This window comes from Pseudomonas putida, from assembly GCF_002741075.1.
GTDB lineage: Bacteria > Pseudomonadota > Gammaproteobacteria > Pseudomonadales > Pseudomonadaceae > Aquipseudomonas > Aquipseudomonas putida_T.
Window position 1 is genome coordinate 2,454,627 of the sequence record NZ_CP016634.1, and the last position, 23,007, is coordinate 2,477,633.

Here is a 23,007-nt window from a genome sequence, read left to right on the forward strand (position 1 = left end):
TGGGTGGCGCTTACTGAAGCGCCAGCGTGCGTACGCCGCGCTCGCCCACCAGCACCAGGTCGGAGGCGGTGTCGAAGGCGCTGGCACTCACTGGGGTGCGCGAGGCTTGGCGCACCAGGATGAAACTGGCGCCCCCATCGAGGCTTTGCAGCAGGTCACCGGCCTGGCTCGACAGCCAGAACTGGCCGTGGCTGTCCAGGCTGGCAGCGGTGAGGCTGGTGGCCAGGCCCGTGTTCACCGGCTGCCAGTTCAGGCCGCCATCGGTGCTGCGGTAGGCATGGCCGCGCAGGCCATAGGCCAGCAGCACACCCCCTTTGCCGGTGATGCCGAAGAACGTGCCGCTGTAAGGCGTGGCCAGCCGGGTGAAGCGCTGGCCGGCGGCATCGAGCTTGAGCAGCAGGCCCTGCTCGCCGGTGATGTACAGCGCACCGTCGATCTGGGCCAGGCTGGTCAGGTGCAGCCCCTGGGGGTTGTCGCTGCGCTCGAGCCAGGGCGTCCAGCTGTGCCCGCCGTCAGTGGTGTGCAGCAGCAGATTGAACACGCCGACGGCAAAGCCGTGCTGTTCATCGGTGAACCACACATCCAGCAGCGGCTTGTCGGCACCTTCGGCCACCAGGCGCTCACCCTCGGCCACCCAAGCGGCCCAGCGTTCATCCTGCGGAGCGGCCTGGGCCTGGGCGCGGTACCAGGCGAGCACTTGCGCTGCGAGCACGCGACCGTCCAGTTGTTTTTCCCAATGCTCGCCGCCATCGGCGCTGTGCAGGATCACCCCGTCGTTGCCCACGGCCCAGCCACTGCGAGGAGTGGGGAAGCTCACCGCATTGAGGTCGGCGCTGACCGGTACCTGAGCCTGCTGCCAGTGCGCGCCGTGGTCATCGGAATACACGATGTGCCCACGCGGACCGACCGCCACCAGCCGCTCTCCGGCACGGCCCACATCGCGCAAGGGGCTGACCGGCGCCAGCGCGCTGGGCATCGCTGGCAGGTCCAGCACATCCACGTAGGGCGCAGCCTGGGCCAGGCCCTGCAGGGCGGCACAGAGCATCAGCACCTGGGCGCTTGATTTGAAGACAGACATCCCGAACCTCCCGATTCGTCGGACGGGGCCTGCGCAAGGCAACCGCGCAGGCCCCAGGCATTCAGCGAATACCGGCCCCCGCCAGGGACTCGGGCGACCATTGGGTCTTGGACAGGGGGTCGATGTAGCGGATGCCGCCGTAGGCACCGACCACGCCATTGAGGTTGTAGGTGCCACCGATCAGGTCGTAGATCATGAACGGCGTGGCATCGGGGGTGGTCTTGTCGTAGCTCTGGGTGAGGAAGGCGAACGAGCCACGGTATAGCTGGCCACGGGCGTCGTACTGGTCCGAGGCCAGGGCGACCCAGCTGTCTTCATCGAGGTAGAAGCGACGCTTGTGGTAGATGTGGCGCGCGCCGTCCTTGAGCTTGCCCTCCACCACCCAGACCCGGTGCTTCTCCCAGCGCACGAACTGCGGCGCCAGGTGGTTGGGCGTGGTCAGCTGGCTGACATCGGTGTTGTAGGTCAGCTTGTAGGTGTTGTACGGCACGTACATTTCCTGCTTGCCCACGAGGGTCCAGTCGTAGCGGTCCAGGGCGCCGTTGAAGACGAACACGTCATCGTAGGTGCCCGAGCCCGAAGTGCCCGGGTTCGGCGTGTCGTAGGCCAGGTTCGGCGCCAGCTTCACTCGGCGCTGGCCCGGCAGGTACTGCCAGGCGCTGCGTGGCTGGGCCAGCGGGTTGGCGGCGTCACGCAGCATCATCGCTTCGCCGGCGCGGCGGGCTGGAGCGGTGTACACCAGTTTCATCTGGTAGTAAGTGTCCTTGGCGCCGATGGTCTTGCCCATGTCTTCATAGACCGGGTAACTGATGTTGGCCTGGCCTGTGGTGGACAAGGTGGCCTTGCCGGCCGCATCGACGTTCCAGGAGTCGTATTTGGCGGTCATGCTCACGCCCTGGTAGCGCAGCAGGAAGTTCCACATGGCCTCGGCGCCGGTTTGCGGAATCGGGAACGGGATGCCCGGCAGCACGTTGTCCACCGCGGTACCGCCCTCCTGGCTGCGGGCGCCGGTGGCGTTCTTGAGGGTGTTGTCCAGCACCGACTGCGGCAGCGCGACGGTACGGTGGGTCGGGTAGACATCCACCTGGAAGCTCGGGAAGCGCTTGAGCAGTTCCAGGGTGGTGGCGGTGAGCTGCGCCTTGTACTGCTCGGCGTTGGCAGCGTTGATCACCAGCAGCGGCTTCTCGCTGGCGAAGGGGTCCGGGCGCATGCTAGCGCCCTGCTGGTAGCTGGCCGGCGGGGTGACCAAGCCGCCCTGGTAGGCCGGGATGCTGCCGTCGGCGCTGGCAGCCTTTTCGGCCCCCACCGACGTCAGGCTGGTGCCCAGGCGCGCGGCCTGGTCACTCGAGACTGCCGCCTGGGCGACATTGAGGGCGAGCAGCGACAGGCACGAGGCCAGCAGCGTGTGGTGCAGAGCTTTCATGATTGGAGTTCCTGTACTCAGAAGGTGGTCTTGAGGGTCAGGTAGAGCGCACCACGGTCCTCGGTGGTGGCGCCGCCACCGGAGAAGGAGGCGTAGCCGCCGCCATAGCAGGTGTAATCCTGCTCACCATCCAGGGCATTGGGGGTCGAGCCGTCGGTCTGGCCGTCCTTGCAGGACTCGGCCTTGCCGAAGCTGTCGACGTATTTGAGATCGACGAAATACTGGTTGTAGAGCGCAGCGCTCACACCGACGGCGTAGTTGCCAGTGTCTTCGGCGCCACCGCCCTGGACCGGCGACACACCGTCCAGGCCGACGTTGATCGACAGCGGCAGGCTCATGTCCACGCCGGGGAACACCTGGTACCAGGTGGGGGTGAAGTTGACCGCGATACCCCAGTTGTCACGGGTGGGCTTGTCGATGCCGCGGTAGCTGCCCTTGCCCTTGTACAAGGCCTCGTTGTGGCTATCGAGCTTGAGCAGGTTGCTGTAGAACAGCTCGCCCAGCAGGGTCGCGGAGTCGAACAGTGGCGTGTCGCCGATGCTCATCAGGCCATTGAGGGTCCAGTGCAGGGTGTCGCCGGTGGCGCTCATGCTGTCGCCATCGTGTGGGGTCTCGTAGACCACGCCACTGCTGGGCAGGCGCGGCGGCAACAGGCCAAAGCCGTTGCCCAGCCCGCCCTGACCAGGCGCGCTGACGATCGCCGGGATGCTCGACAGCGGCATGTTGTGGCGGATGTTCAGGTCGCTGCCGACGCTGATGCCACCGACGTCCTTGGACAGGCTCAGGCCATAGATGTCGATATCGTCGGCATAGGCGAACTGGTACGTGGCGCTCTGCAGCGAGTTGTACAGGTTGCCCACGGCGCCCGGCAGCCCGGCCGGCGGGTTGCCGAACGGGCCGCGGGCGACGGTCAGGCCGCGGGCATCGAGCCAGGCCTGGGGCAGGATCTCCGAGCTCTTGCGGTAGTAGAAGCCCAAGGTGCCATCCAGCCATTCGGGCGACCATTTGGCCATGACGCCCCAGTCGCCGCGCTTGCGCGGGGTGAGGTCGTGGCCACGGCGAATGTTGGTCAAGGCGCCCTGCACCGGGATCAGCCCCGGGGTACCGGTGTGGCCGAGCAGGAAGCTCTGGGCGCCCTCGCCAACCAGGTCCGAGCCGCCGTAATAGGTGCCCGCTTCCGGCAGCCGCGCGGCGTCCCAATCCAGGAAGTACTGGGCGCCCAGGGTCAGCTCGGGATTGACCAGGAACGAGGCCGACAGCTGGTTGCGCGGCACGAACAACTCCTTGGCCTCGGTGCCGGGTGAGGCCGCGAGCTTGGCCAGGTCCAGGCCGGACTGCCCATAGCTCAGCGAATGCACCGGGTTGAGCAGGGTCTCGCCCCAGAAAAGGTTGTGCTGGCCGAGCTTGCCGCTGAGTTCGGACGCCTCGCCCACCTCGGTGCGCATGAACACGAACGCATCGAGCACTTCACCGGACGGCCCGCTGTAGTAACGCTGGGCGTAGTTGCTCAGGTGCGGGCTGCCCAGCGGCACACCGGTGCCGGGCAGGCCATTGAGGCTGGGGTTGATGCCCGATTGCTCGCCGTTGCCGTTGACGAAGGGGTTGGAATTGGAACCGGTGTTGTCGTAGGCCTTGTCGTACCAGCTGGCAGCGCTGACACGAAAGCCCATGCGCTGCTGGTAGATCACATCCAGTTCGGTCAGCAGGTCAACCCGATTGGTGATGGTGGTGCCGGCCTTGCGGAAGTTGTAGTCGCCGTCGTTGTTGTTCGGCGTGGCCAGCATGCGCTTGTCGGCGCTCTCGGTGCGCACGCCGTAGTTGTACTTGATGGTGTTGTCCAGGCGAACGGACCAGTCCTCATGGCCGGTATCGACTTCGAAGGCCTGGGCACCAGGCAAGGTGAGCAGGCCAACGGTGCAGGCCAACAGACAGTGGGTGCGTGACTTGGGCATTGCGTGACTCCGGTTATTGTTATTGTTCTGTTCACCGCCCGTCGTGCGCGGGCGTTGGTCAAGCGGTGTTGCGGTATCAGCGGTCAAGTTGTTGGATCAGCGCCTCGGCCTGGGGCCAGGGGCCAAAGCCGGCAGCCGGGTTGAGATGACCGACCGCGCCCAGCGCCAGCAACTCACTGCCCCAGGCCTTGGCCAGGGCAGTGGCGGCGTCCAGGCTGGCCAGGTGATCGTTGCTGCTGGCCGCGACGATGCTGGGGAACGGCAACCGAGCGAGCGGCAACGGCGTCCAGCCGTTTTCCCGCAGGCGCTCGGGGCTTGGGTAGGCGGCCGGCCACTGGGCCTGCAGGTCCGGCGGTGCGGCCAGCAGCGCGCCCTTGATCGGCCGCTGATGGCGCGCCGCCCAGTGGGCCACCATCAGCACCCCGGCGCTGTGCGCCACCAGCACCACATCGCCGTCGATCTGCTCGATCTCGCGCTGGATCGCCTCGACCCGGGCATTGCAGTCCAGGCCATTGACCTTGAGCGGCGGCACCGTACGTACTTTGGCCAGGCGTGCGTGGAGCAAGGTCTGCCAATGCTCGGCAACGTGCTCGCGCAGGCCAGGAACGATCAGGACGGTCGCGTTGGTATGCAGTTTTTCCACGTCGACACCTCAGCCAGGGGTGGTGCGCCACCTGGTCGCAGGGGCGCGTTGGACCTCACAGTAATGAGCGGTCCAGCCAGGCGCTTTACATTGGGCGTCAGTGACTTTTCATTTGATGACAGCGACTTCACCGGGGGTCGGCATCGCCTGGTTTGCGGGGGAATGGCCGGAATTTCCAGACCAACAGCAGCTTCTCATTTGGTGACACCCGGGCTATAAGAAGAGACCCGCGGGCCGTCGCGGGTCACCTGATGAGAACGCGTGGAAAATAATAAAATGACCGCCCTCGTACGTGCTGCAAGCCTGACCAACTACCTTGAAGTGTCCCGTCATCTGGGGCTCAACCCCCATGCGTTGCTGGCTCAGGTCGGGCTCAGCGCCAGCCTTCTGGACGACCCCAACCAGCGCATTCCTGCCGCCACGGTGATCACCTTGCTGGAGGCTTCGGCACAGGCCAGCCACTGCGAAACCTTCGGCCTGCGCATGGCGGAACTGCGCCAGCTGTCGGACTTCGGCGAGATCAGCTTGCTGCTCAGCCACCAGCGCACCCTGCGCGATGCCTTGCAGGTGATCGTGCAGTATCGGCATTTGCTCAACGACGCCTTGGCCATCCATGTCGAGGAAGCCGGCAAGACAGTGATCATTCGCGAAGAGGTGGTCACCGACCGCGCCCACGGCAGCCGTCAGGCCACGGAGCTGGCCATCGGCGTGATGCTGCGCCTGTGCGCGGCCCTGCTGGGCGCGCACTGGCGGCCGATCAGCGCCAACTTCACCCATTCCGCGCCCGCCGACCCGACCATCCACCGGCGCATCTTCGGTTGCAAGCTGGTATTCGGCAGCGAGTTCAACGGCATCGTGTGCCCGGCGACCGACCTGGACACCACCACCCCGCTGGCCAACGAAGCCATGGCACGCCTGGCCCAGCGCTACCTCGACACCCTGCAGGCGAGCGGTACACCGTCGCTGGAGCTGGAAATGCGCAAGACCATCTACCTGCTGCTGCCCATGGGCCGCGCCACCATCGAACAGGTGGCGCAGACCCAAGGCATGAACGTGCGCACGCTACAGCGGCGCCTGGAGGAGTGTGGCGTGACCTTCAGCGACCTGGTCAACGGCGTGCGTCGCGACCTGGTGCTGCGCTACCTGGAAAACCCCAATTATTCGTTGGGACGCATCGCCGACATGCTCGGCTATTCGATGCCCAGCTCCTTCACCCGATGGTTCATCGCCCAGTTCGGCATGCCACCGGCCAGCTGGCGGGCCCAGCATCCCCAATCGGCGGCGCATTGAGGTTTTTGGGGCCGCTGCGCGGCCCCGGGGATCAGCAGGCCACCTCAGCCTCAAGCAGGATGAACACGGCCTCCCCTTCCCGCTCCACCGGATAACGGGCCACCTTCAGCGCCGTGGAATTGAGCAGGTACCCGCTGGCCAGGTCGAAGCGAAGCCCATGGGCGCGACACTGGAGGGTCCGCCCCTCCAGCCGCCCACCGCACAGCGAGGCCCCCTGGTGCGGGCAACGGTCATCGATGACATAGAGCACGCCCTCGACATCGAACAACGCCAGGCTTTTCTCCTGGTACTCGAACAAAGCCCTGCCGTTACGCGGCGGCAGCTTGCCCGGCGGCACCGCGACACGCCGGCTCATACCGGCTGCGCCTCGCACAAGGCCTCGAACAACACATCAGCAGGTTGCGCGCCCGACACCACGCGACGCCGGTCGACCACAAAGCACGGCACCCCACCCGCCGCCCGCCCCTGCTCGCCCACGAACGGCCGTGCATCCTCGCGCAGGCAGTCGGTAACCTGCGCGGGCATCAGGGCACAGCCCTGGGCGATGGCGAGCAAGGTGGCGCGATCGCCCAAGTCCTGCCCTTCATGGAAATACGCCACGAACAATCGCATCAGCAAGGCATCGGCCTGTTGCCGGTTGCCCAGCGCCTGCACGCGCTGCAACAGGCGATGGGCATTGGCGGTGTTGGGCATGCGCCGGATCCGGGCAAAGTCGATGTGCTCACCCACCGCGCCCGCCGCGTCGCGCACCTGGGCCTGGCGCTGGCGCACAGCTTCATCGCTGCCCAGCCGCTCGCGGTAGAACGCCTCGAACGGCACCCCTTCAGCAGGGAGACCAGGCAGCAACTGCACACCCCGCCAGTGCACCCGGACCTGGCGCTGCGGCTGCTCGCGACGCAACCGCGCCAGGGCCTGGTCCAAGTGGCGCTGGCCAATCAGGCACCACGGGCAGATGAAGTCGAAGAACACGTCCAACGTCACCGTCTGCATCATGGCTGCGCTCCGGGGACCAGGGTCGGCTCGTTGTCCTGCAGACGGGCCATGTCCCGGTGGTAGTGACGCTTGGCGATGAGGAACACCAGCGCAGCGCCAAGGCTCATCAGCGGCACCAGCTGCATCGACGCGTGCAGGCCAAGCACATCGGATACGCGGCCAGTGATCAGCGGCCCGGTGGCCAGCCCCAGCAGGTTGTTGGCCAGGGTCAGGGTGGCGAACGCCGTGCCGTGCACCGAATAGTGAGTCAGGTTGGCGACCATGGCGCTGGACGGCCCGCTGGTGCCCGCCGCGACCATCATCCCCAGGCAGATCAGCACCAGTTGCGCCGTGCCCGTGGGCAAGGCGAAGGCCATCGACAGCAGCAGGCAACTGCCCAGGCAATAAGCGATGGCCAGGCTGATCTTGCGGTCCTGGCGTACCCGCCCCAGGCGGTCGCAGAGCATGGCGCAGAGGATCATGCCCACACCGCTGCACAGCACAATGATCGCGGCGATCACCCCGGCCCGGTCGGTGCCCATGGCGTAGTAGCGGCTCAGGTAGCTGGGCATCCACACGATCACCGTGCCGCCAACGAACAGCTGCAGGCCGCTGCCGACATAGGCGGCGATCACCGAGCGGCTGCTGTACAGGGTGCGCAGCGGCCGGGCTGCCTTGCACAGGGCCTTGTCCAGCCGCCGGGGTGCGACCTTGGCCTCCTTGACCACCAGGGGGTAGATCAGGGCCAGCAGCAGCCCGAACAGCGCCATGCCGGCGAACGACCAGCGCCAGCCGAAGTGCTCGGCCAGCACCCCGCCCAGGGCCATGCCCAGTACCGAGCCGAACATGCCGCCGGCCATGAAGGCGCCGGCCAAGGTGGCGCGCATGTCGCGGGGGAATACCGCGACCACCACGGCGATGCCGACGCTGCCATAGGCAGCCTCGCCCACCCCCACCAGAAACCGCGCGATGAACATCTGCGGGTAGTTCTGCGCCAGCGCACAGCCCAAGGTGGCCAGGCTCCAGAGCACGGCCATCAGTACCAGGCTGCGGACCCGGCCGAAGCGGTCGGCAAGCAACGACAGCGGAAAGGTCAGAAGCCCCACCATCAGCGCGACGATGCCGCTGAGCAGCCCCAGCTGGCTGTCACTCAGGACCCATTCTTGCTTGAGCAGAGGAAAGACCGCATTGAGTACCTGTCGCGACATGTAGTCAGAGATCAACAGGCCAAAGGTCAGGGCAAAGACCACCCAGGCATAGCGCCTGGATATGCCACGGGAAGTGTCAGCGTCATCGTCTGCGGCGCTGGCGAGATAGGCGGCCATGGTGCCTCCTTGGGGTATCTGGCGTGGATGTTGTTTTTGTTGTTATGAGATGAAGCCAAAAAACCTGGGCCGCCTCTAAAGGCGCGGCCTTGCGTCGAGAAAGGGCTGCAAAGCAGCCCAAGCCATCATTGCAGCGACGTCAATCTTTCGGGCCGCAAGGCCGCCTCTACAGGGGCCACACGCCATCAGGCGCGCTGCGGCACGCCCTTGCGCCCGGGCTGGCGGTTGGGCGCCATGCCGTTGGCCTGGAGTGTCTGCTCGATGCTGCTGTACTGCTCGCCAATGCGATAGATGGCGCGTGCCTCTTTGCCGGTAGCGATTTCCCGGCCCAGCTCGTGGGCCACGCGCACGGTCTGCTGGATCTGCTGCACCGAGGTGAAGCGCTTGCCGTGCTGGTCGATGATGGTGTCTTCGTTACCACAGCGCGGGTGCAGGCCCATGGCCAATGCCATGGTATTGAACGGCAGCACGTTCTTGAGCAGCGATTCGGCGGTCAGGGTGCAGCCATCCGGCGCGCGGTGGATGAAGTTGAAGAAGTTGAACGGGTTAGGGCCGTCGAAACCGCCGCCGATGCCGATCCAGGTCAGGTTCAGCGGGCCCATGTAGTCGCCCCGACGCACGATGCGCTCGAGGGTTTCCAGGGCGTGCATGCCGGTCAGCTGGAAGTGCGGCTGGATGTTGCTGGCCTGCAGGCGACGCAGGTGCTCACGCACCCAGGCCGGCCCGGCTGGCACGGTCATTTCGCTGTAGGCCGCCTGGATGGCCGGGTGGGCCAGGGAAGTGCCTTCGAGGTACTCGGGGTACAGCAGCTCCATGATGTTCATCTGGGTGGTGTTGATCGCCACCGTCACCTGGTCGGGCTTGGGCGTCAGTTCGGCCAGCATGTGCCGGGTGTCGTCGGACAGCCACTTGGCCGCCTCGCCCTCGCTCTCCGGGGCAAAGGAAATCGAGCCGCCCACTTGGATGATCATGTCCGGCACCGCTTCACGCACGCCGGCGATCAGCTCGTTGAACTTGGACAGGCGCTTGGAGCCCTTGCCGTCCAGCTCACGCACGTGCAGGTGCAGCACGGTGGCGCCGGCCTCGTAGCAGTCGACTGCCTTTTGCACCTGCTCGTCCATGGTCAGCGGAATGTCCTCGGGGAAGTCTTCGGGCATCCACTCCGGGCCATAAGGGGCCACGGTGACCACCACCTTTTCCATGTTTTCCGGGTGCAACGAGTCGTCGAAGAATTGCATGAAGTAGTCCTCGCTATTGTTATTGTCCTGGTGCCGCCAGCCGGCGGCGGGTGACTCAGAAAGTGCGATCGCCCTTGATCCCGGCCCGCTCCATCTTGCGGTGACAAGGCGGGTAGTCCATGACCGCGTAATGCTGGGTGCTACGGTTGTCCCAGAGGGCGATGCTGCCCGGCGACCAGCGCCAGCGGACCTGGTACTCGGGCAGGTAGGCCTGGCTGACCAGATAGCGCAGCAGGTCCCCGGCACCGGGGTTGGCATCCTGGCCGAAGCGCACCCGCTGCGGGGTGTGGTAGTTGGTGAAATGAGTGGTGAAGGCATTGACGAACAGCACCTGCTCCCCGGTTTCCGGGTGGGTGCGCACCACCGGATGCTCGGCGTCGGGGTACTGGGCCTTCAAGGCCAGGCGTTTTTCCAGCGCCATGGCGGCACCGAAGCTCGCCTCGATACTGTGGCGCGCGCGCAGGCCCTCGATCTTGGCTTTCACATCGTCCGGCAGGTTCTGATAGGCCAGCACCATGTTCGCCCACATGGTGTCGCCCCCTACCGGCGGGCACTCCACGCAGCGCAGCACACAGCCCATGGGCGGGGCCTCGCGCCAGGTGGCGTCGGTGTGCCAGGCGTTTTCGTAGCGGTCGGCCGGCTGGTCGGGGCGCTTGTAGATCTGCACCAGGCCTGGGTGGTCCGGGTCGCTGCCGGCCACCGGGTGGTCCTCCAGCTCACCGAAGCGCCGGGCGAAGGCCACGTGCTCGGCGCGGGTGATGGCCTGGTCGCGCAGGAACAGCACGCGGTGCTTGAGCAATTGCGCACGGATCTGCTCGAACAGACCATCGTCGTGGATCGCGTCCGCCAGCTTGACCCCGATCAGCTCGGCACCGATGGCGCAGGTCAGTTGTTCTACGTGCATGGTGTTGCCCTCTTCAGATGATGAAGATCGACGAGCCGGTGGTTTTGCGTGCTTCCAGGTCACGATGGGCCTGGACCGCGTCCTGCAAGGCGTAGTGCTGGTTGATCTCGATCTTGATGCGACCGCTGCTGACATGGTCGAACAGCTCGCCGGCAAGATCGGCCTTCTCGGCCGGATCGGCGATGTAGTCGGCCAGCGCCGGGCGGGTCAGGTGCAGGGAACCCTTGATCGCCAGCAACTGCGGGTCGAACGGCTCTATGGTGCCGGAGGCGGTGCCGACGCAGACCATCAGCCCGCGACGCTTGAGCGAGTCGAGCGAGGCCATGAAGGTGCTGCGGCCAACGCTGTCGAACACCACGTTCACACCGACCCCATCGGTGAGTTCGCGCACGCGCCTGGCCACATCCTCGACGCTGTAGTTGATGGTGTGGGTGCAGCCGTGGGCGCGGGCAAGCTCGGCCTTGGCTTCGGTGGACACCGTGCCGATCACGTTCACGCCCAACAGCTTGGCCCACTGCGAGACGATCAGGCCGACACCACCGGCAGCGGCGTGCAGCAGCACCGTGTCACCGGGCTTGAAGTCGTACAGCCGGCGCATCAGGTAGGCCGAGGTCAGGCCACGCATGGTCATGGCCGCCGCGGTTTCGAAGGCGATGGTTTCTGGCAGTTTGATCAGCGCATTGGCCGGGATCAGGCGCTCGGTGCAGTAGGCGCCCAGGGTGTTGAGAAAGCCGGTGTAGGTCACCCGGTCGCCCACCACCACGCCGGTCACGCCCTCGCCTACCGCCTGCACCACGCCGGCCGCCTCGACGCCGATGCCGTTAGGCATCGGGATCGGATAGGTGCCATTGCGAAAATACGTATCGGCGTAGTTCAGGCCCACCGCCACATGGCGCAAACGCACCTGGCCCGGTCCGGGTTCACCGACCTCGGCATCTTCATAGCGCAATACCTCGGGACCGCCAGGTTCATAGAAGCGTACGACTTTGGCCATGCTCTCACTCCAATCGATCGATCTGGACGCACTGCGTCAGTTCAGGTTGATTGGACTCTAAGCGCTGCGCCCGCCAGGTGCTTCGCATCCGACGACACGGGATTTTCATTTGGTGACAGCGTGCGACGCTTCGTCACGGGCCATCTTCGTGGCAGGCACATCGCCAGTCGCTGGCTATGCTTGGTAGGCGCGTGCGCAGCGCACGCCTAACCGGAATCGACGACATGGAAAGAAGCCCGATGAAATTCACTCGCTCCCTCGCCCTTGCCTCGCTAACCTGCGCCGCCAGTTTCACCGCCGTTGCAGACCCGCTGCCGCTGGGCAGTGAAGCCCTGGAAAGCCACGTCTCCACTCATGTGTTGGCGATCGATGCGCCGAATTACCAGGTCACCGTCGAAGGCCCCAACAAGAAACCCGTGACCTTCCAGCTCACTGAGAAAGCCAAGGCCCTGCCCAACCTCAAGGTGGGGGACAACGTGGACATCTACGTGACCCGGGCGGTCGCCTACGAACTCAATACCGAGGTCGGCGGCGCGCCGAAGATGAGCGAGGAGTCCGGCACCATTCGCGCCACCAAGGACAACCCCAACCCCGGCGGCGAGGCGTTCCGCCAGGTCAAGGTCACCTCCAAGATCAGCAAGATCGACCTGAAGAACCATGAAGTGACCCTGCTGCCGCCGGAAGGCAAAGTGCAGGTGGTCAAGGTCGAGAACCCCGACCTTCAGGCCCGCATGAAGAACCTCAAGGTCGGCCAGACGGTCGATGCCATCTACACCGAAGTGCTGCGCGTCGAGACCTCGCGCTGACGTCGGGGGCTGCCTGGCAGCCCCTTGCAGGTTTCCACCGATTCAAGCGCGACGCGGTACCTGTGGGAGCGGGTTTACCCGCGAACACCGGCACAGCCGGTGCCCTAGCTTCGCGGGGGAGCTCGCTCCCACACAGGCCGTGCAACATCTGTCAGCGGTGCACGCCCACAGGCCTTCATTCAGTGCTCGGCAACTGCGCCCGCAAGAACGCCATCAGCGCCCCCGCTGCCGGTGACAGGCTACGCCCCTTGCGGGTCAGCATGCCGATCTGGCGCTCTACCTTGGGCGCGGCCAACGGCAGGAAGGCGAGTTTCTCGTTTTCCAGCGGAAACGCCAGGTACGGCAAGGTGCTGATCCCTACCCCTTCTTCCAGCATCGCGATCAACGAAATCATGTTGGAGACGAACAACCGGCTGTGCTCCAGCAAGCACGCTGCGTCCGTGCCTTCGAGCAGCCGCGAGGTGCCGTTGCCGATCATCGGCAGGCCCTGCAATTGCGACCAGTGCAGGGCCTCGCCCACCTGCACCAGCGGATGATCGGCCCGGCACACCACGCCCACCTGGTCATGGGCGATGGGCGCGAACGCGATCTGCTCATCCTCCATCCACAGGCTGCTGATGCCGAAATCCACCTGCCCTCTGGCCAGCAGCTGCTGGACACTTTCAGCGGTCCCGTCCTGGATGCTGACCTGCACGTTCGGGTGCTCGGCCACGAACCGCGCCAACGGCCCTGGCAGCAAACGGCTGGCCACCGAGGGCACGGTGGCGATGCTGACCTGGCCAATCTCATGCCGGGCCAGCAGGGTGGCTTCGCGGGCAATACGGTCGTGGTGCTCGATCAAGCCGCGAAACAGCGGCAGGCAATGCTCACCGAATGGTGTCAGTTCCACCCGGCCACCGCCCTTCTCGACCAGGGCCTGGCCCAGTTTCTGTTCCAGCTCCCGCACTGCCAGCGAGATCGCCGGCTGAGTGCGAAACGCCTGACGCGCGGCGGCGTGGAAGCTCTTGAGTTCGGCGACCAGCACGAAATAACGCAGTTGGGCGATCTTCAGTTCGGGCAGCATGGTTAGCGATCCTTATCAAAGCATTTTTTTTATTAATTTTTATTTGCTGCATATTGCTCGCAAGATGAGAGCCAGGCAAACGGAGGCTTTCATCCATGACGTACAAGAACTACATCGATGGCCAGTGGTGCGAAGGCCAGGCCACCCTGGGCAACCACAGCCCCTCGGATACCCGCGACCTGATCGGCGAGTACCACCAGGCCAGCGCCGAGCAGACCCGCCAGGCCATCCAGGCCGCCCGCGCCGCGCAACCGCAGTGGGCTGCCTCGGGCCTTGAGGCCCGCCAGCAGGTGCTGATGGCCATCGGCGACGAGCTGATCGCCCGCAAAGAAGCACTCGGCGAGCTGCTCTCGCGCGAAGAAGGCAAACCCCTGGCCGAAGGCATCGGCGAGGTCAACCGCAGCGGCCAGTTCTTCCACTATTACGCCGCCGAAGTGCTGCGCCAGATGGGCGAGACCGCCGCCTCTGTGCGTGCGGGCATCGACATCGAAGTGCACCGCGAGCCGGTGGGCGTGGTGGGCATCATCACGCCTTGGAACTTCCCCATGGCCACCGCGGCCTGGAAGATCGCCCCGGCCCTGGCCTTCGGCAATGCCGTGGTGTTCAAACCCGCCAACCTGGTCCCGGCCAGCGCCTGGGCCCTGACCGAGATCATCAGCCGTCAGGCGCTGCCAGCCGGCACTTTCAACCTGGTCATGGGTAGCGGTGCCAGCGTCGGCGAAACCTTGGTCAACTCGGCCGACATCGACGCCCTGACCTTCACCGGCTCCCTGGAAACCGGCCGACGCGTCGCGGTCGCCACCGCCAGCAACCTGGTGCGCTGCCAACTGGAAATGGGCAGCAAGAACGCCCTGGTGGTGATGGACGATGCCGACCTGGACCTGGCAGTGGACTGCGCCCTCAACGGCGCCTTCTTCGGCACCGGACAGAAATGCACGGCGTCCTCGCGGCTGATCGTCTGCGACGCCATCCACGACCGCTTCGTCGAGGCCTTGCGCCTGCGCATGCGCCAGCTCAAGGTCGGCCATGCCCTGCAGGCCGGCGTGCAGATCGGCCCGGTGGCCAATGCGCGCCAGCTGGAACAGAACCTGGAATACCTGCAACTGGCCCAGGCCGAAGGCGCCACCTTGATCGAAGGCGGCGAACGCCTGCAGCTGGACACCGACGGCTACTACATGCGCCCGGCACTGTTCATCGACAGCCGCAACGACATGCGCATCAACCGCGAAGAAGTCTTTGGCCCCATCGCCTGCGTGATCCGCGTGCGCGACTTCGAAGAGGCCTTGACCACACTCAACGACACTCAGTACGGCCTTACCGCCGGCATCATCACCCAGTCGCTGCGCCACGCCAGCGAGTTCAAGCGCCGTGCCCAGACCGGCTGCGTGATGGTCAACCTGCCCACCGCCGGCACCGACTACCACGTGCCGTTCGGCGGTCGCAAAGCCTCAAGCTTCGGCCCGCGCGAACAAGGCCAGTACGCCCGCGATTTCTACACCGTGGTCAAGACCACCTACCTGCGGCCCTGAAGGAATACGCGCCATGCACGACCTCTTGATGATCGACGGCCTGCAGTACTCCAACTGGAGCCCGGATATATTCCAGCAAATGCAGGCCGGCGGCCTGAGCGCGGTGCACGCCACCATCGCCTACCACGAGAACGCCCGCGAGACTCTGTCGCGCCTGGGTGAGTGGAACCGCCGCTTCGAGACCTGGCCCGAACTGATCCGCCCGGTGCGCTCGGCCAGCGACATTCGCCTGGCCCATGAGGAAGGCCGGGTGGGGATCTTCTTCGGCTTCCAGAACTGCTCGCCGATCGAGGACGACATCGCCTTGGTGGAGGTCTTCCGCCAGCTCGGGGTGTTCGTCATGCAGTTGACCTACAACAACCAGAGCCTGCTGGCCAGCGGTTGCTATGAGCGCGAAGACAACGGCATCAGCCGCTTCGGCCGCCAGGTGATCGCCGAGATGAACCGCGTCGGCATGTTGATCGACATGTCCCACAGCGCCGAACGCAGCACGCTGGAGGCCATCGAGCTATCGACCCGGCCAGTGATCATCTCCCACGCCAACCCGTCGAGCTTCCATGCCGCCAAGCGCAACAAGTCCGACGCGGTGCTGCGCGGGATCGCCGAGTCCGGTGGGCTGCTGGGCTTTAGCACCTACCCGTTCCACCTCAAGGGCGCTTCGGACTGCTCCCTGGAGAGCTTCTGCGACATGGTCGCGCGCACCGCCGACCTGATGGGCGTCGAGCACATCGGCATCGGCACCGACCTGTGCCAGGCACAGCCGCTGTCGGTGCTCGAATGGATGCGCAACGGCCGCTGGAGCAAGGAGAAGGACTACGGCGAAGGCTCCAAGGACAACGCCAACTGGCCAGCGCCGTTGCAGTGGTTCCGCGACAGCCGCGACTTCCCCAACATTGCCCAGGGCCTGCGTGCCCGTGGCTTTGCCGAAGACGACGTGGCCAAGATCATGGGGCTGAACTGGTTGCGTCTGCTGGAGACCGCCACCACGGCGCAGGCCTGAGCCCCTCGCACGGACAGCCTTACAAAAAAAACAATCACAGGTTCCGGAGGCTAAATGAAAAACCCAACCACCCTGCCGGCTGACGACCAGACCCTGCGCCTGCCGCTGTCGCGGGACATCGACTGGCCGTTGTTTCTGATCAGCGGCGGCTTTCTCGGCGCATTCCTGTTGGCAGCATTGATCGACATCGATGCGGTGTCGGCCCTGGTCAACACCCTCTTCGCCTGGTCGACCAAGGCCTTTGGCCTGTACTGGCAGGTGCTGATGCTGGCGACCTTCTTGGTCAGTCTGGCCATTGGCTTTTCCAAGTGCGGGCGCGTACGTCTGGGCGGCGTGACCCAACGCCCGGACATCAGCACCTTCAACTGGATCGCCGTGATCATGTGCGCCCTGCTCGCCGGCGGCGGCGCCTTCTGGGCTGCTGCCGAGCCGCTGATGCACTTTGCCAGCCCCCCACCTCTGTTCGCAGGCCTGCAACCGCACAGCGAAGCAGCGGCCACTACGGCGCTGGCGCAGTCCTTCGTGCACTGGGGCTTCCTAGCCTGGGCGGTGCTCGGCAGCCTGCTGGCGATCGTGCTGATGCACCTGCACTACGACAAGGGCCTGCCCCTGGCACCGCGCACCCTGCTCTACCCGCTGTTCGGCGAGCGCGCGCTCAAGGGCCCGATCGGCACCCTGGCCGATGCCACTTCGATCATCGCAGTGGTCGCCGGCACCATCGGCCCGATCGGCTTCTTGGGCCTGCAGATCAGCAGTGCTCTGCATGCGGTGTGGGGTGTGCCCAACGGCATCGTCACCCAGTCGGTCACCATCGTGCTGGTCACGGCGATGTACACCGTCTCCTGCCTGGTGGGGCTCAAGGGCATCCGCTTCGTCAGCGAGATCAACGTCTGGTTGATGATCGGCCTGGCTGTGTTCATGGTGGTGTTCGGTCCGACGCTGTTCATCCTCGGCGGCTTCCCGCAGGCCTTCGCCTTGCACGTGGAGCACTTCATCCCGATGACGATGTTCCGCGCAGACCCCAAATGGCTGGACTGGTGGACGGTGTTCTACTGGGGCTGGTTCATTGGCTATGCCCCGATGGTGGCGCTGTACGTCGCGCGGATCTCGCGGGGCCGCACCATCCGCGAGATCATCATGACGCTGTCGATCATCGCGCCGCTGGTGACCATGTTCTGGTTCACCGTGGTCGGTGGCACCGGTATTGGCCTGGAGCTGCAGACCCCAGGCATCGTCACTGCCCATGGTGCCCAACCCGAGGACCTGCTGCTGGGCGTGACACAGAACCTGCCGCTGGGCGGTTTGATCAGCGCGCTGTTCCTGTTCCTGAGTTTCATCTCGGTGGCCACCAACGGCGATGCCATGGCCTTCACCGTGGCGCTGGCGATGTCCAGCAACGATAAACCGAAGAAATGGCTGTGCGGCTTCTGGGCCATCGGCATGGGCCTGGCGGCGGTGGTGCTGATCACCATCGGCGCGGGCGGCGTGACGGCCCTGCAGTCCTTCATTGTGATCACCGCGGTGCCGGTGTCGCTGGTGATCCTGCCAGCATTGTGGGATGCGGTGCGCATCGCCCGGCACATGGCCCGCGAACAAGGCGTCTGAACATGATGCATCCAGGTACGACAACAATGTCCAACACCGTGCTTGCCACCCCCGCGCTGCGCCCTGCCGACCAGGTCATGGACCTGGCCCGGCTGGGCAGCCACTTCCAGAGCCCGCTGAGCTTCGTGCGCAGCAGCATGCGGCGGATGATGAACCAGCGCTGGCAGATCCAGCGCAGCCGCTTCGACCTCGATGGCGAAGGCTTCGGCACCGCCATCTACCGCATCGATACGCCGAACGCCCATTACCACTGCGTGATCTTCTCGGCCTACCTGCCGCCGGAAAAACGCAGCGACCGGGTGATCGCCGACCAGTGGGATGTCACCTTCGTGCTGGTGGCGGGCGACGTCGACGCGGCGCAACTGGCGGACCTGGCGTGCAATGTGCCGTTGCAGGAGGCCGGGCGCTTCGATGCCCGCGTGCTGGTGTTGTCCCGGGCCAACCGCAGCCTGCGCAACTTCGACCGGTTCCTGGCGGCGCTGGCCGAAGGTCAGCAGCCCGACCCGCATCAACTGGCCGAAGTCGGCTACCTCTATCGCACCACCGCCGTGTACGGCAATGGCAAGTTCGGCATCGCGGATTTCGGCTGCCTGCAAGGCAACCCGGACTTCAACCAGCCGTTCAGCGCGCAGATGTTCACGGTCTATCTGCTGCGCCATTTCAGCATCGAGCAGATCGAACACATGGCCCGCGCGCTCAACCCACAACGGGCAGTTCCGCTGGCCCCGGCGCTGCAACGCTACCTGGGCGTCGGCAATGCCACCGGGCTGGGCATGGCGCCGTTCCTGATCAATCACCCGCAGTTGGTGGAGCGCTGGATCAGCACGCGGGAAACCGCCCTGGCACAGGTTCTGGCCCAGCCAGCCGAGCCCACGCACCTGGCACGCCTGCAAGGGTTGCTGACCCGCGCCCACCTGCACCTGAGCCAGACCCAGACCGAAGATGTGCGCCAGCATGAACAGAACCTGCGCACCCTCGCCGAGCTGTCGGCGTTGGGCGATTGGCTCGGCGGCCAGCCTGCAGGCGACGACCTCTGGCCGCGCCTGCAGGCCTGGAGCGAAGCCCACACTGGGTTGGGTTGCCAGGAGTTGCTGGTGAGCCTGCTGCTGGAGCTGTACCCCGATCAGGTCACGCCGCTGGCTGAGCAGATGGGTGTGGTCGAAGGCCTGCGCCTGGATGCCCAGATGCCCCTTGCACAGCTGCGTGAACTCATCGAGCGGCAATTCGCCTGGGCCCTGACCTACGACTTCGGCCACGTCGAAGCCGAGCACTTCTTCTGGTACCGCTCGGCCGAAAAAGAAGAACCGCGCCTGGGCATGCGCGCCGAGGAGCCGGGCGCCGAAAAAGAGATGCAACTGGGCATCGCCCGCAATATCCAGCGTTGCCATGCGGCGCTGCTCCAGCATCTGCGCGAGCAGCCCCAGGCCCTGACCGCGCACTTTCTCATCGCCCAACCGGCGTTCAAAGGCACCGTGCGCCGCCTGCAGGGCATGGCGCAAAGCGCCTATGGCGAGATCCGCGCCAACCTGCTGGCCCAGGACATGCTGCCGATCCACCTGCTGCGCTGCAAACTGGCGTTCTTCGGCGCGGGCAAGTTCGACCCGAAGTCCAGCCGCTGGGTGCGCATCACGCTGTTCCAGGGCGCGCCGCTGGTCAGCGACATCGGCCAGCCGTTCGAGGACGACTGGAACTTCGCGGTGATGCCGCAGGGAGGGCTGTGACCATGCGCGTATCGCTCAACGAAATCCAGGTGATGTGCCGCAAGGCCTTCGAAGGCATGGGCTTTGCCGCTGGCGACTGCGAGGACGCCGCCGAGTTGGTGGGCTGGTTGCACCTGCAAGGGCTGGACGGCGTCGGCACATTGGAAAAGGCTCTGGACTACCTGCAAAGCGAAGCCGAGCAGCCGTTCACCCTGTGCTATGAAGACAGCGCCCTGCTGGTGATCGATGCCAAGGGCCAGAGCGTGCTGCGCTGCGCCGCGACCGTGGTGGAGCTGGCGCTGGGCAAGGCCCTGCGCAGCGGTCAGGCGGTGCTGCGCATCCACCATTGCCACAACCGCTTGCTGTTGCTGGGCTACCTGAGCCGGGCAGCCGAGCTGGGGCTGCAGGTCCAGGCCCGCTGGGACGATGCCCGTCAGCGCCATGCGGCCAGCTTCGCCGCTGGCGCCAACCACCCTCAACTGCACAGCGACGCCCCCCCCGGCGCCGGGGAGGCCATCGAGCAGAGCATTACCGTGCTGTTCAGCCGACCGGCCCAGGCCATCGCGCCGGTCGCCGCGACGCACAGCCTTCTCAACCAAGGCTTCACCGTCAGCGAGCACACCTGGCGACGGCTCAAGCAGATGGCCGATCACATCCTCGTCGAAAGCACCGAAGCCTCCCGCCGCCATGGCGCGGGCGGCGGCAGCGACGCCGACTGAACCTCTTGCGGACATTAGGAACCCACCTCATGAAACATGCGATCAAGACCCAGCTGTTTGCCTCCAAGGCCCCGCTGGAATGGGCCGTCGTCGGCAACGGCACGCTGTACACCGCGCAGATCCCGATCGACGCCCAGGGCCAGGTGGTCCCTGGCGGCATCGAGGCCCAGACCCGCCAGACCCTGGACAACCTGCGTCACACCCTGGAAGCGGCCGGCAGCTCGCTGGACGCGGTGACCCAAGTGCTGATCTATGTCACCGACCGCAGCTACCTGGCCACGGTCAACAGCCTGTACACCGACTACTTCCAGGCGCCCTACCCCAACCGCGCGGCCGTGGTGGTGGCCGGTTTGGCCCGGGAGGAAATGCTGGTGGAACTGGTGGTCTACGCCTGCGTGTAAACCCGCCTGCATGGTGATACGCAAGCCTTGAGGCGGTGCGATCCCGGTGGGAGATTCCAGGGGGCTGGACACGCTCGAATCGCCTTCGGCGGGTGTTCCTCAACACTTTTCAGCCGTGTACATACAAGCCTTGGCGCAGCTTGCTTCGTGGGGTTTACCCGCGAAGCAGACTGCACGGTGGATGGCACCGGCTTTGCCGGTGTTCGCGGGTGAACCCGCTCCCACAGGGATGGCGCAAGTCGTGAGAGCGGCGCACTCCCGGCGGAGCACGGCTGACCAGCGGCAAGAAGGCTTCGATAGACAGATCGCGCACCTCTCGGACCGATCGCGCACTCATCGTCGTTGACAGGGGCCTGTGCAATATCGCGGCCCAACGATCGCGCTAATAGTTGCTAGCCACTCCACAACAACGAGGCTAGCCCCGTGTATCCACGCGTCCTGTGTTCCCTGTCCCTGCTCACCCTCGCCGTTTCCGCCGCCCAAGGCGCCGATGCGCTCAACACCCCGCGCCTGGCGGGCATGGACAACTTCCGCGACATTGCCGGCACAACCACCGCGTACAGCACCGCCCACAACGGCACCATGCGCGCCGGGGTGTTCTACCGCACCAACGCCGTGACCCCGACCGACGCGGACATGGCCACGCTCACCAGCCTGAACATCGGCAAGGTATTCGACCTGCGCACCCCCAACGAGATCGCCGCCACGCCTGACCGCCTGGCGCCAGGCATGAGCTACCAGAACATCGACATCATCGGCGCCACCACCTCGGGGGTGGACATCACCAACACCACGTTCCACAACGCCAACGAGGCGATCGCCATGATGAAGGAGACCAACCGCGCCTTCGTCTATGACGCGGGCATGCGCAGCCAGTACACCGTGCTGTTCAACGAACTGGCCGGTGCCGAAGGCGCGACGCTGTTCCATTGCACCGCCGGCAAGGACCGCACCGGCTGGACCGCCGCGGTACTGCAAAGCATCGCTGGCGTAGACGACGCCACCATCATGGCCAATTACCTGGCCACCAACGACTACACGGCCGACCGCATCGCCGCGACGCTGGCATCCCTGCCGCCGAACCTGGCCGCCATCTATGGGCCGATGATCGGCGTGGACGAAAGCTACCTGCAGGCCGGACTCGATGAGGTCAAGGCGCGCTACGGCACCATGGACAACTACCTCAAACAGGGCCTAGGCCTGTCCCAGGAAACAATCTACGTGCTGCGCGGCAAGATGGTCCGCTACAACAGCCTGCCCGGCCAGGCCGGCCTGCAAGGCAACGCCGCCGCCGGCGCTCGACTGTTGCAGGATCTGCAGGACAGCCCGCTCTCGGGCACCTACAGCGCCTACAACTACTACCTGCAGTCGGCCATCGACGCCGGCACCCTGGGAGGCGTGGAGTCCACCGTCGGCGGCCAGGTGCATGCGGACGCGGCCAGCTACCTGCTGCGCCAGGACGCGATGATCGACCAGGCAACGGCGCCTTTCGCCAGCGGCACGGACCTCAAGCCCGGCCAGTCGCGCCTGTGGAGCACAGCGTTGGCCGGCTATGTGGGCACCGACGGCTCGTCCCATGCCCAGAGCAGCAACGAACACAGCCAAGGCCTGATGATCGGCGTGACCCAGCGTTTTTCCGAACAGCTCAGCGCCCATGCAGGCTTCGGCTACAGCAACGGCAACGTCGGCGGCGCGGGTGGCGAGGCAGACACCGATCTGACCTTCCTCAGTGCGGGCGCCCGCTATGCCCCTGGCAGCCTGGAGCAAGGGCTGTTCATCGATGCCAAGGCCAGCGCCGGCTGGTTCGACTATGAAAGCAAACGCGACCTGGGCGGCGGCCTGGGCCGGGCCAAGGGCGACAGCCACGGTAACCTGACCGGGGCAAGCGTTGCGTTGGGCTATCGCCTGAACAGCGGCGCCATGGTGCTGGAGCCAAGCCTGGGCATGCGGGTCAGTCATGTGGACCTGTCGGGGTTCACTGAAAAAGGCAGCGAGCTGGCCCTGGACGTCGACGGCATCCAGCAGACCCGACGCAGCGCCTTTGCCAACCTGCAGGTCAACTTGGCGCCAACGCGGTTAGACAGCGGTTGGCAGCTGGTGCCAGGCTTCTCGGCGGGCTATGAGCATGTGCTGGGCGACCATCAGGTCGACAGCGAAGCTCATCTGCTGGGGCTGGATATCGAACAACGCGCGGCCTTCGACAACCGCGACCAGTTCACCGGCGGGGTCAACCTCATGGCCAACCTGGGCGCGTTCAGCGTGGGGGGTGAAGTGGCGGCCATGGGCGGGGGTGACAGCCATGGGGTGAGCGGTAGCCTGAAAGCCAGCTACGCGTTCTGACGCCCTGGGGGGCAACTGTCTTGCT

General features: G+C 65.6%; 20 protein-coding genes. 9 read left to right on the top strand and 11 right to left on the bottom strand.

Annotated features, from left to right (window positions below; genetic code table 11):
* Positions 1–10: 10 nt before the first annotated feature.
* From IEC33019_RS11400 to IEC33019_RS11415, 4 genes are all read right to left on the bottom strand, one after another.
* Entirely contained in the window at positions 11–1,078 is a 1,068-nt protein-coding gene (locus tag IEC33019_RS11400) for a WD40/YVTN/BNR-like repeat-containing protein (RefSeq protein ID WP_070091814.1), read from the bottom strand.
* Positions 1,079–1,139: 61 nt separating this feature from the next.
* Entirely contained in the window at positions 1,140–2,501 is a 1,362-nt protein-coding gene (locus IEC33019_RS11405) for a DUF1329 domain-containing protein (protein ID WP_070091815.1), read from the bottom strand.
* A gap of 17 nt (positions 2,502–2,518) precedes the next feature.
* Entirely contained in the window at positions 2,519–4,453 is a 1,935-nt protein-coding gene (locus IEC33019_RS11410; protein ID WP_070091816.1) for a DUF1302 domain-containing protein, read from the bottom strand.
* Between the two features lie 76 nt (positions 4,454–4,529).
* The gene (locus IEC33019_RS11415) at positions 4,530–5,096 is read right to left on the bottom strand and encodes an RBBP9/YdeN family alpha/beta hydrolase (RefSeq protein ID WP_070091817.1); all 567 of its coding nucleotides are present in this window, start codon (positions 5,094–5,096) and stop codon (positions 4,530–4,532) included.
* A 276-nt stretch (positions 5,097–5,372) separates the two neighbouring features.
* On the opposite strand from IEC33019_RS11415, the gene IEC33019_RS11420 reads away from it, so the two are divergent.
* Positions 5,373–6,386 carry an AraC family transcriptional regulator gene (locus IEC33019_RS11420; RefSeq protein ID WP_070091818.1) on the top strand — a complete coding sequence of 338 codons (1,014 nt, stop codon included), beginning with the start codon at positions 5,373–5,375 and terminating at the stop codon, positions 6,384–6,386.
* A gap of 31 nt (positions 6,387–6,417) precedes the next feature.
* Here the strand turns inward: IEC33019_RS11420 and IEC33019_RS11425 are convergent, their stop codons facing one another.
* The 6 genes from IEC33019_RS11425 to IEC33019_RS11450 all read right to left on the bottom strand — a co-directional run bounded on the left by IEC33019_RS11425 (position 6,418) and on the right by IEC33019_RS11450 (position 11,819).
* Entirely contained in the window at positions 6,418–6,741 is a 324-nt protein-coding gene (locus IEC33019_RS11425) for a Rieske (2Fe-2S) protein (RefSeq protein WP_070091819.1), read from the bottom strand.
* A complete protein-coding gene (locus IEC33019_RS11430) occupies positions 6,738–7,379 on the bottom strand; it encodes a DsbA family oxidoreductase (protein ID WP_070091820.1) in 642 nt (213 codons plus the stop codon). The genes IEC33019_RS11425 and IEC33019_RS11430 overlap by 4 nt, the downstream gene beginning before the upstream one ends.
* On the bottom strand, positions 7,376–8,683 hold the full coding sequence (locus IEC33019_RS11435) for an MFS transporter (RefSeq protein ID WP_070091821.1): 1,308 nt from the start codon (positions 8,681–8,683) through the stop codon (positions 7,376–7,378). Before IEC33019_RS11435 ends, IEC33019_RS11430 begins: the two co-directional genes overlap by 4 nt.
* A gap of 185 nt (positions 8,684–8,868) precedes the next feature.
* A complete protein-coding gene (locus tag IEC33019_RS11440; RefSeq protein WP_070091822.1) occupies positions 8,869–9,921 on the bottom strand; it encodes a 3-keto-5-aminohexanoate cleavage protein in 1,053 nt (350 codons plus the stop codon).
* Between the two features lie 55 nt (positions 9,922–9,976).
* A complete protein-coding gene (locus IEC33019_RS11445; RefSeq protein ID WP_070091823.1) occupies positions 9,977–10,825 on the bottom strand; it encodes a TauD/TfdA dioxygenase family protein in 849 nt (282 codons plus the stop codon).
* 13 nt (positions 10,826–10,838) lie between these two features.
* On the bottom strand, positions 10,839–11,819 hold the full coding sequence (locus tag IEC33019_RS11450) for a quinone oxidoreductase family protein (RefSeq protein WP_070091824.1): 981 nt from the start codon (positions 11,817–11,819) through the stop codon (positions 10,839–10,841).
* A 239-nt stretch (positions 11,820–12,058) separates the two neighbouring features.
* Between IEC33019_RS11450 and IEC33019_RS11455 the strand changes: the two genes are divergently transcribed.
* Positions 12,059–12,625 (top strand): hypothetical protein, encoded by a 567-nt coding sequence (locus tag IEC33019_RS11455; RefSeq protein ID WP_244509723.1) that lies wholly within the window; start codon positions 12,059–12,061, stop codon positions 12,623–12,625.
* A gap of 175 nt (positions 12,626–12,800) precedes the next feature.
* Here IEC33019_RS11455 and IEC33019_RS11460 read toward each other — a convergent pair whose 3' ends face one another.
* A complete protein-coding gene (locus IEC33019_RS11460) occupies positions 12,801–13,688 on the bottom strand; it encodes a LysR family transcriptional regulator (RefSeq protein ID WP_070091826.1) in 888 nt (295 codons plus the stop codon).
* 95 nt (positions 13,689–13,783) lie between these two features.
* Between IEC33019_RS11460 and IEC33019_RS11465 the strand changes: the two genes are divergently transcribed.
* From IEC33019_RS11465 to IEC33019_RS11500, 7 genes are all read left to right on the top strand, one after another.
* The gene (locus IEC33019_RS11465; protein ID WP_070091827.1) at positions 13,784–15,217 is read left to right on the top strand and encodes an aldehyde dehydrogenase family protein; all 1,434 of its coding nucleotides are present in this window, start codon (positions 13,784–13,786) and stop codon (positions 15,215–15,217) included.
* A 13-nt stretch (positions 15,218–15,230) separates the two neighbouring features.
* Complete coding sequence (locus tag IEC33019_RS11470) at positions 15,231–16,217, top strand: dipeptidase (protein WP_070091828.1); 987 nt, start codon at positions 15,231–15,233, stop codon at positions 16,215–16,217.
* A 54-nt stretch (positions 16,218–16,271) separates the two neighbouring features.
* Positions 16,272–17,822 (top strand): BCCT family transporter, encoded by a 1,551-nt coding sequence (locus IEC33019_RS11475; protein WP_070091829.1) that lies wholly within the window; start codon positions 16,272–16,274, stop codon positions 17,820–17,822.
* Positions 17,823–17,848: 26 nt separating this feature from the next.
* Complete coding sequence (locus IEC33019_RS11480) at positions 17,849–19,543, top strand: hypothetical protein (RefSeq protein WP_070091830.1); 1,695 nt, start codon at positions 17,849–17,851, stop codon at positions 19,541–19,543.
* A 2-nt stretch (positions 19,544–19,545) separates the two neighbouring features.
* The gene (locus IEC33019_RS11485; protein ID WP_070091831.1) at positions 19,546–20,241 is read left to right on the top strand and encodes a DUF3726 domain-containing protein; all 696 of its coding nucleotides are present in this window, start codon (positions 19,546–19,548) and stop codon (positions 20,239–20,241) included.
* Between the two features lie 29 nt (positions 20,242–20,270).
* Complete coding sequence (locus IEC33019_RS11490; protein ID WP_070091832.1) at positions 20,271–20,642, top strand: RidA family protein; 372 nt, start codon at positions 20,271–20,273, stop codon at positions 20,640–20,642.
* A gap of 423 nt (positions 20,643–21,065) precedes the next feature.
* Complete coding sequence (locus IEC33019_RS11500) at positions 21,066–22,982, top strand: tyrosine-protein phosphatase (protein ID WP_070091833.1); 1,917 nt, start codon at positions 21,066–21,068, stop codon at positions 22,980–22,982.
* The last annotated feature ends 25 nt before the right edge of the window (positions 22,983–23,007 follow it).

Coding starts and splice junctions, on each gene's coding strand:
- IEC33019_RS11485 (WP_070091831.1), top strand. CDS start 19,546: ATGCGCGTATCGCTCAACGAAATCCAGGTGATGTGCCGCAAGGCCTTC.
- IEC33019_RS11425 (WP_070091819.1), bottom strand. CDS start 6,741: ATGAGCCGGCGTGTCGCGGTGCCGCCGGGCAAGCTGCCGCCGCGTAAC.
- IEC33019_RS11490 (WP_070091832.1), top strand. CDS start 20,271: ATGAAACATGCGATCAAGACCCAGCTGTTTGCCTCCAAGGCCCCGCTG.
- IEC33019_RS11420 (WP_070091818.1), top strand. CDS start 5,373: ATGACCGCCCTCGTACGTGCTGCAAGCCTGACCAACTACCTTGAAGTG.
- IEC33019_RS11475 (WP_070091829.1), top strand. CDS start 16,272: ATGAAAAACCCAACCACCCTGCCGGCTGACGACCAGACCCTGCGCCTG.
- IEC33019_RS11480 (WP_070091830.1), top strand. CDS start 17,849: ATGTCCAACACCGTGCTTGCCACCCCCGCGCTGCGCCCTGCCGACCAG.
- IEC33019_RS11405 (WP_070091815.1), bottom strand. CDS start 2,501: ATGAAAGCTCTGCACCACACGCTGCTGGCCTCGTGCCTGTCGCTGCTC.
- IEC33019_RS11455 (WP_244509723.1), top strand. CDS start 12,059: ATGAAATTCACTCGCTCCCTCGCCCTTGCCTCGCTAACCTGCGCCGCC.
- IEC33019_RS11465 (WP_070091827.1), top strand. CDS start 13,784: ATGACGTACAAGAACTACATCGATGGCCAGTGGTGCGAAGGCCAGGCC.
- IEC33019_RS11435 (WP_070091821.1), bottom strand. CDS start 8,683: ATGGCCGCCTATCTCGCCAGCGCCGCAGACGATGACGCTGACACTTCC.
- IEC33019_RS11440 (WP_070091822.1), bottom strand. CDS start 9,921: ATGCAATTCTTCGACGACTCGTTGCACCCGGAAAACATGGAAAAGGTG.
- IEC33019_RS11430 (WP_070091820.1), bottom strand. CDS start 7,379: ATGATGCAGACGGTGACGTTGGACGTGTTCTTCGACTTCATCTGCCCG.
- IEC33019_RS11400 (WP_070091814.1), bottom strand. CDS start 1,078: ATGTCTGTCTTCAAATCAAGCGCCCAGGTGCTGATGCTCTGTGCCGCC.
- IEC33019_RS11445 (WP_070091823.1), bottom strand. CDS start 10,825: ATGCACGTAGAACAACTGACCTGCGCCATCGGTGCCGAGCTGATCGGG.
- IEC33019_RS11470 (WP_070091828.1), top strand. CDS start 15,231: ATGCACGACCTCTTGATGATCGACGGCCTGCAGTACTCCAACTGGAGC.
- IEC33019_RS11410 (WP_070091816.1), bottom strand. CDS start 4,453: ATGCCCAAGTCACGCACCCACTGTCTGTTGGCCTGCACCGTTGGCCTG.
- IEC33019_RS11460 (WP_070091826.1), bottom strand. CDS start 13,688: ATGCTGCCCGAACTGAAGATCGCCCAACTGCGTTATTTCGTGCTGGTC.
- IEC33019_RS11450 (WP_070091824.1), bottom strand. CDS start 11,819: ATGGCCAAAGTCGTACGCTTCTATGAACCTGGCGGTCCCGAGGTATTG.